Annotated in this window: 6 protein-coding genes; 2 read left to right on the plus strand and 4 right to left on the minus strand. The window is 48.4% G+C overall.

Annotated elements, in window-relative coordinates; all coding sequences use genetic code 11:
• Positions 1–149: 149 nt before the first annotated feature.
• Both DBO31_RS02910 and DBO31_RS02915 read right to left on the minus strand, forming a co-directional pair.
• Entirely contained in the window at positions 150–1175 is a 1026-nt protein-coding gene (locus tag DBO31_RS02910; RefSeq protein ID WP_150824398.1) for an ABC transporter substrate-binding protein, read from the minus strand.
• Complete coding sequence (locus tag DBO31_RS02915; protein ID WP_150824399.1) at positions 1117–1947, minus strand: sugar phosphate isomerase/epimerase; 831 nt, start codon at positions 1945–1947, stop codon at positions 1117–1119. The genes DBO31_RS02910 and DBO31_RS02915 overlap by 59 nt, the downstream gene beginning before the upstream one ends.
• A 181-nt stretch (positions 1948–2128) precedes the next feature.
• Here DBO31_RS02915 and DBO31_RS02920 point away from each other — a divergent pair, with 181 nt between their 5' ends.
• Positions 2129–3691, plus strand: coding sequence for a nitrite/sulfite reductase (locus DBO31_RS02920; protein WP_150824400.1), 1563 nt, complete (start codon positions 2129–2131; stop codon positions 3689–3691).
• Positions 3692–3798: 107 nt separating this feature from the next.
• Here the strand turns inward: DBO31_RS02920 and pdxT are convergent, their stop codons facing one another.
• Complete coding sequence (pdxT, locus tag DBO31_RS02925) at positions 3799–4386, minus strand: pyridoxal 5'-phosphate synthase glutaminase subunit PdxT (protein WP_200817442.1); 588 nt, start codon at positions 4384–4386, stop codon at positions 3799–3801.
• Positions 4386–5270, minus strand: coding sequence for a pyridoxal 5'-phosphate synthase lyase subunit PdxS (gene pdxS, locus DBO31_RS02930; RefSeq protein WP_150824401.1), 885 nt, complete (start codon positions 5268–5270; stop codon positions 4386–4388). Before pdxS ends, pdxT begins: the two co-directional genes overlap by 1 nt.
• A 121-nt stretch (positions 5271–5391) precedes the next feature.
• Here pdxS and DBO31_RS02935 point away from each other — a divergent pair.
• Positions 5392–5929: GntR family transcriptional regulator (locus tag DBO31_RS02935; protein WP_150824402.1), on the plus strand; the 538-nt coding region annotated here is incomplete at its 3' end.

Here is a 5929-nt window from a genome sequence, read left to right on the forward strand (position 1 = left end):
AATTGGCCAGACTATAGCCATCTGCGCCATGAAAACTCATGACGCAGAGGCGCAGGACCGGAGCCACAAAGACAAAACACAGAAGGCTGTAGAACACCAGTCGTACTATCGGCCGCTGTATCTTTGAGGATAACAATGGAAGTCCCCCTTTATGAGAAGATGCTGCTGAACTGTTTTTTATCGGCTTCACGGTTGGTAAAGAGTGTCGTCACGTCGCCAGACAGTACATGGATATCCGTAATCGATTTCAAACCTTCCGGAGCAGCGACTCCTTCTTTAATCGGCGTATATCCGATGCTGGCAGCCAGTTCCTGTCCCTTTTGGGACAGTACGAAATCGATAAAAGCCTGGGCTGCTTTTTTATGTTTGGCATTCTTTATCAGGCCGATTGGTTCGGTTACGGCAGGAGATCCTTCCGACGGATAAATGAAGGTGACAGGCGCTCCGTCTTTCCGGGACCGGTTAGCCATGAAATCGGCAACGATACCGTAAGCTTTTTCACCAGAAACGACAGCTTTCTGAACGGAACCATTTCCTTTATCGACTTTAACGCCATTGGCTTTCAGGGCATTGTACCAGTCCCAGCCCAGGCCATTTGTCCGGGTGAGCAGGCTCAGGTTATAGGCAGCCGCGCCGGAATATAGCGGGCTCGGCATGGATACTTCGTCTTTCATCGCCGTTTTTGTCAAATCGGCAAAAGCAGCCGGCTGTTCTTTGGCTTTATCCGTATTGACCATAATGCCCGTCGTGATGACTTTCGTTCCCGTATACATGTGGTCCTTATCGATGAACTGACTGGGAATACCGGACAGTTCCGGCGATTCATAAGCTTCCAGCATATCTTTATTTTTCAGAGATTCAAAGGTCACATTATCGGCGACCAGCAGCACATCCGCTTTGATATCGCCGGCCGATTGTTCTGCCATGACTTTGCTGATGACTTCTTCCGTACCAGACCGGAATACACTGACTTTGACGTCAGGATGTTCCTTGTTAAACGCTTTTATCAGCTTCTGGGCATCTTTTTCCGGCTGGGACGTATAGAGGACGACTTCCCCCTTAAGGTCGTCTTTGGCAGCCGATGACTGTTCCCCGCTTCCTCCGCAGCCTGCAAGACTAAACAGCGTAACACCGGTCAGTAAGAGACCGCAGGTTTTTTTTATCCATGTATTCATGTTGTTCCTCCTCATGTAAGAAATCAAGATTTTTGTGTAATATCGTGTAGCCGGTACCGGCATCAAACCCTTCTACGACCAATGGCAGCTGCCGGCTGTATAAAACGCCCAGCAGTTTCCTGAAGTCATAATCTCCTTCCCTAAGGGGCGTATGATATACGGGACCCTGACGGTTGCTGATATGTATCTTAGACAGCCGTGGCATCTCATTCAATATGCGACGGATTTCCGCTGTACTGTCACAGTGGGCCGTATCCAATGTATAATAAAATGCATCAAATAAATCTCCTGCTGCGTTCTCCATAGCCTCAACAGATGTGACGAACTCTTTCGGAATCTTCTCCATAATTTCCAGTGATACGGGGATTGCTAAAACATGAGATGCTTCGGCAATCTGTTCCAGCGATTGATGAAACAGGGCCACGCTGGTCCTGGGCCAGAATGGCATAGTCATATGTCCGGGATGAACCGTCACTTCAGAAGCTTCCAGATCTCTGGCCAGATGCAGAGAAGCTATGACTTCCTGAACAGAAGCCTGCCGTATTCCCTCATTGAGTGAAGCCAGGTTCAGATCCCAGCTGCAGCTGTGCACAAAGGTCTTCATCTGGAATTTGGTGGCATATTCTCTATAAACATTCCGGTCGTACTGATGATAGAAAAAATGCTGTGCCCATACTTCTATCCCTGCCAGCTGATGGTCCCGGACGACCTGTGCCATATCCTGCAATGGTGCACTCCACATCAGCGTGGAAGAGAAAAAAACTTGCTTCATATAACCCCTCCTTCTGTACGAACATACCCATTGTGAATCACCTTTGTAAAGATTTCCTATACATCCCGTTGCTTCTATGTAAAACTTTTTACTTCTATGGAAAATTCTGTATATCCACACATCGGGGATTCTGGTATACTATGTTCAGTATTACACTTTCTTTTTCGAAAGGAGCTTTTCCATGACCGAAATTTCCCAGGAAACGAAATCAGAACTACAGGGCCGCTTCCCTCTGTTTAAAGAAGCCTGCCATGCTTTTTATGCTAAAGAGCTTCCACCTGCAAAATACAAAGGCACGTCTGGCAAGTTTGGAAGTTATGGTGAACGGGGCGGACAGAGTTCTATGCTGCGTCTGCGCTTTTCCGGCGGTGCCATCCGGAAAAAACATATTCTCTTTTTAAAAGATATACTCGGGCGATATCCCTTAGACATGATTCATTTCACGACAGGCGAAGCTCTCCAGATTCACCATTTGTCTGAAGAAAATCTGCTGGCTTTGTACCAGGAATGCTTCGATGCCGGCATATACTGTTATGGCGCTGGAAGCGACAATCCGCGTAATATAACGGCCAGTCCCCTCCACGGCGTCGAACAGGGTGAATACTTTGATATGACCCCTTATATCGAAGCAGCTTCCCACTTCGTCATCAATCTCATGCCCAGGCTGAACCTTCCCCGCAAATTTAAAATCAGCTTTTCAAACGGCCTCGACAATGAAGGACATGCAACGTTCAAAGACCTGGGATTCGTAGCCCGTCCAGATTACACATTCGATGTCTATGCCGGCGGAGGTTTCGGCGTCAATGGCTCCCGCTTTGGCATTCTCATCGACCACGGTATCGATCCCCTAGATATTTCTTACTACATTTTTGCCTATGCCCGTGATATTTACATGAAATACGGTGATTATGAACACCGCGGCCGCAATCGTTCCCGCTTTATTCTGGAAGCCATGGGAGAAGATGCGTTCCGTAAGGCTGTGCAGGACGCCGTCAGGAAAGTCCGCTCTGAAGGAGATTACAGACTGACGATTGAACCGCAGACACCGTCAACAAAAGGCAGTGATGACGATCGCATATTGTCTGACCTGCGCATAGGAAAGCAAAAACAGCCCGGCCTGTACTATGTAGCCTACAAGCCCCTGGGAGGTACGCCGGATATGACTGTATTCACCCGTCTTCTTACGGCACTTTCAGCTATGGATGATGTCGAAATCCGGCTCAACGCTGATGAAACAGCATATATAATCAATCTGACTGCCCCGGAAGCCCGGGCGATAGCGGATATTACCGTAAGTGATACGGCAAGGACAGCGTTTGAACAATCGGTCAGCTGCATCGGCGCAACGGTATGCCAGCAGGGATTGCGCGATTCGCACGGTACATTCGTCCATATTGCCACCGTACTGCGTGAAAGCGGCAAAGACACGACCCTTTTGCCTAAATGCCATTTTTCCGGCTGCCCGTCTAATTGCACGGTCCAGCAGCTGGCCATACTGGGATTGCGCGGATCTGGCAAAAAAACAGGCACTGCCATGGAAGAAGCGTTCGACATCTACGCTGGCGGCAGTTATGCCATCGGTCAGGGTGTCATAGGCACACAGATTGGCACTATTACAACGAAGAATCTGCCGGCATTCTTTCTGGCACTGAATGACCGTCTCCTCGCCGATTCCCAGGCCTTTACTGACTGGTATCCGTCTCATAAAGATACCTTCCGGGACCTGGTACAGCAGTTTGAATAATTTTGAATACAAAAGAGGGGCCGCAGCAAGATGAACTATCCTGGTCATTTTGCTGCGGCCCTTCTTTTGTTATGTCGTATATCATACCACTTCCGGTAAAACAATAATCATCCTTTTTTCTTCCGGACCCTGTCGAGAAAAAATTCATGGATCCGCGTATCCTGACCGACTTCAGGATGAAAAGATAGTGCCAGCTGATTTTTGTAAACTACGGCCACGATATGGTCATCGACAACAGATAACACATCCACTCCTGGTTCAACGGACTCAATATAGGGGGCACGGATAAAATTCATCCGTACGTCCCCGATACCTTTTACCGGTGCCGTCGTTATAAAACTGCCGAGCTGCCGTCCGTACGCATTGCGCCGCACCGTAACCGGCAACGTCTGGAAATAAGACGCCCGGTCATTGCTCAAATGATCTGCCAGAAGAATCAGGCCGGCACAGGTGGCAAGGACCGGCAGTCCGTCTCGGATTTTCTGCTGTAATATTCCGAACATGCCTTCATCCCTGAGAATACGCCCCTGAACGGTACTTTCCCCACCTGGCAGGACTAGTCCATCCAGTGGAATGGCCAGATTCTCTTTATTTCGCAATTCAACACACCGGGCACCCAGAGATTCCAGCATATACCGGTGTTCGATAAAGGCCCCCTGAACGGCCAGTATGCCAATCGTCACGGGTTTCATCATCACTGCCCCCGTTCTGCCATGAGAATTTTTATTTCTTCTTCATTGATGCCGACCATGGCTTCTCCAAGATTTTCGGATAATTTTGCCAATATTTCCGGATTCTGATAGTTTGTCACGGCCTGAACGATAGCCCGGGCCCGTTTGGCCGGATTGCCCGATTTAAATATACCCGACCCTACAAAGACACCTTCCGCACCGAGCTGCATCATGAGTGCCGCATCAGCAGGAGTCGCTATCCCGCCGGCTGCAAAATTAACGACAGGCAGTCTGCCTTCATCGTGAACGTATTTAACTAAATGGTAAGGTACCTGCAACGATTTGGCTGCTTCATACAGTTCATCATCCCGTTTAGCCGTAAGGGCCGCGATTTCTGAATTGATGAGCCGCATATGGCTGACTGCCTGCACGACATCGCCTGTACCCGGTTCACCTTTCGTGCGGATCATAGATGCCCCTTCCGCTATGCGGCGCAAAGCTTCGCCGAGATTACGGGCACCGCAGACAAAGGGTACATTAAATTTAGTTTTATCGATATGATATATATTATCTGCTGGCGACAAAACTTCACTTTCGTCGATGTAATCAATTTCTATAGCTTCCAGAATCTGGGCTTCTACGAAATGGCCGATGCGGCATTTTGCCATGACCGGTATTGAAACGGCATCCTGAATTCCTTTAATCATATATGGATCACTCATGCGGGACACGCCACCGGCAGCCCGTATATCAGCCGGAATGCGTTCCAGTGCCATGACCGCACAGGCACCGGCTTCTTCAGCGATTTTAGCCTGCTCCGATGTTGTAACATCCATAATGACACCTCCTTTCAGCATTTGTGCCAACTGTTTGTTTAATTCATAGCGTTCGTTTGTTTTTCTGGTCATAACTATCTCCTCCGTATGTAACTTGATATTTCTTACGGGTATTAGTATAATCTAAATTGACCTTATTAAAAGACTCAATTTTTATATATTTTAAAAGGTCAGATTGGATGAGACGCCTGTTATGCTAACCTATTCTTTTGAAAATATAAGGTCAGAATTTCTCTATGAACATTTGTATCATTGTCTCCGTGAAGATATTCAGTGCGGTAAATTACGGTCTGGCGAACGACTGCCGTCCAAACGGACCTTTGCCACTCACCTGGGAATCAGCACCATCACCGTAGAAAAGGCTTATGGCCAGTTACTGACAGAAGGCTATATTTACTCCCGTCCCAAACGGGGATATTACGTATCTGATATTACGACCCGTGCCTTCCCACGGCCCCGATCTGTGCGGAAAACGGTCCGGGAAACAGAAAAAACACCTGCCTGGTTTGCTGATTTTACATCAAATCAGATTCAGGCCGATATGTTTCCCTTTGCTACCTGGACTAAAGTGCTTCGGGACACTCTGGCAGATGAACAATCCCACCTGATGGAACCAGTACCAGTCTGGGGCTGCCTTGCCTTGCGACAGGCCGTGTCCACTCATTTGCAGCATTTCCGTGGCATGTATGCGTCGCCAGCACAGATTGTCATCGGCGCCGGTACAGAATACC

The organism is Megasphaera sp. DJF_B143, from assembly GCF_900320625.1.
In the GTDB taxonomy this organism is placed as follows: domain Bacteria; phylum Bacillota; class Negativicutes; order Veillonellales; family Megasphaeraceae; genus Megasphaera; species Megasphaera hexanoica.

Bases quoted from the DNA above. Each gene is read 5' to 3' on its own strand.
- DBO31_RS02915 (WP_150824399.1), bottom strand. From the start codon at position 1,947: ATGAAGCAAGTTTTTTTCTCTTCCACGCTGATGTGGAGTGCACCATTG.
- pdxS (WP_150824401.1), bottom strand. From the start codon at position 5,270: ATGACCAGAAAAACAAACGAACGCTATGAATTAAACAAACAGTTGGCA.
- DBO31_RS02910 (WP_150824398.1), bottom strand. From the start codon at position 1,175: ATGAATACATGGATAAAAAAAACCTGCGGTCTCTTACTGACCGGTGTT.
- DBO31_RS02920 (WP_150824400.1), top strand. From the start codon at position 2,129: ATGACCGAAATTTCCCAGGAAACGAAATCAGAACTACAGGGCCGCTTC.
- pdxT (WP_200817442.1), bottom strand. From the start codon at position 4,386: ATGATGAAACCCGTGACGATTGGCATACTGGCCGTTCAGGGGGCCTTT.